Origin of the sequence: Streptomyces sp. RP5T, assembly GCF_003933965.1 — a bacterium.
GTDB lineage: Bacteria > Actinomycetota > Actinomycetes > Streptomycetales > Streptomycetaceae > Streptomyces.
The window spans coordinates 1-1,008 of sequence record NZ_RSAJ01001155.1; the positions used below are offsets into that span (position 1 = coordinate 1).

Here is a 1,008-nt window from a genome sequence, read left to right on the forward strand (position 1 = left end):
GTCGTGGGTGGTGCGGGTCGTGGCGCCGTCCGGCGTGGTCACCGCCGTCACCTGCACGTCGCTGTTGATCTCGTACAGCGTGCTGTGGCCCAGTGAGTCGACCGCGGTGACGGTGCGGTTGCCGGTCGTCGGGTCCGGGGTGCCGTAGGTGTAGGTGTAGGCCAGGTGGCCTGCCTCACCGCCCTGGGAGGTGCAGCGGTCCTCGTCGTCGTAGGTGTAGTGGTACGAGGAGTTGTTCGTGTCCGTCCAGGCGGTGACGCGGCCGAGGGTGTCGTTGGTGAACCGGGTCGGCAGGCCGGAGGACTTCGTGACCGTCGCCAGGTGGGCCTCGGCGTCGTAACCGAAGCGGACCAGCTCGATGTCCTCGCCCGAGGCCAGGCGCAGGGCCGTGATCCGGTCCCCGGACCGTTCGAACCGCAGCTCGTGGCCGGCCGAGTGCACGATCCCGGTCGGGGCGCCCTCCTCGTCGTACTCGAAGCTCAGCCACTGGCCGCAGCGGTCGATGATCTGGGAGAGCAGGGCGATGCCGTCGCCGTCGCCGCCCGGTCCGGCGAAGTCCCAGACGCGACCGGCCACCGGGTCGGTGACCGTGTAGTCGCCGTACTCGTCGACCGTCAACGGATGGCCCTCGCCCGCCAGCGGCAACACCGGCACACCGGGGGCCGGATGCGGATACGCCAGCAACGAGCCGTCCTCGCGGACGAGGACGACGCCCTCGGCGTCGATCTCCAAGCGTTGGTCCGCGGTCGAGGTCCAGCACGGGCCGAACCAGCGGCCCGCCCGGTACGAGGACTCGAACTGGCGGGTGAAGACCAGGGGCAGCCGCGCCGGGAGTGACACGTCCGTCTGGGGCAGGGACATGCGGCCGGTGGCCATGTCGATGGGGTCGCTGCCGAACACCTTGCACCAGAGCCGACGGGCCGCATCCATCGGCGACCTGCGCACCCCGTCGCGCGCCGCCCCCGTCGCCGCGTCCTTGGCCGCCCCGCGCAGCGCGTCCTTCAGTGC

The 1,008-nt window shown here is 71.5% G+C and carries 1 protein-coding gene; it reads right to left on the minus strand.

Annotation, left to right across the window (positions count from 1 at the left end):
• On the minus strand, window positions 1–1,008 hold a 1,008-nt coding region (locus EHS43_RS45100), incomplete at both ends, for a DUF6531 domain-containing protein (RefSeq protein ID WP_221740831.1).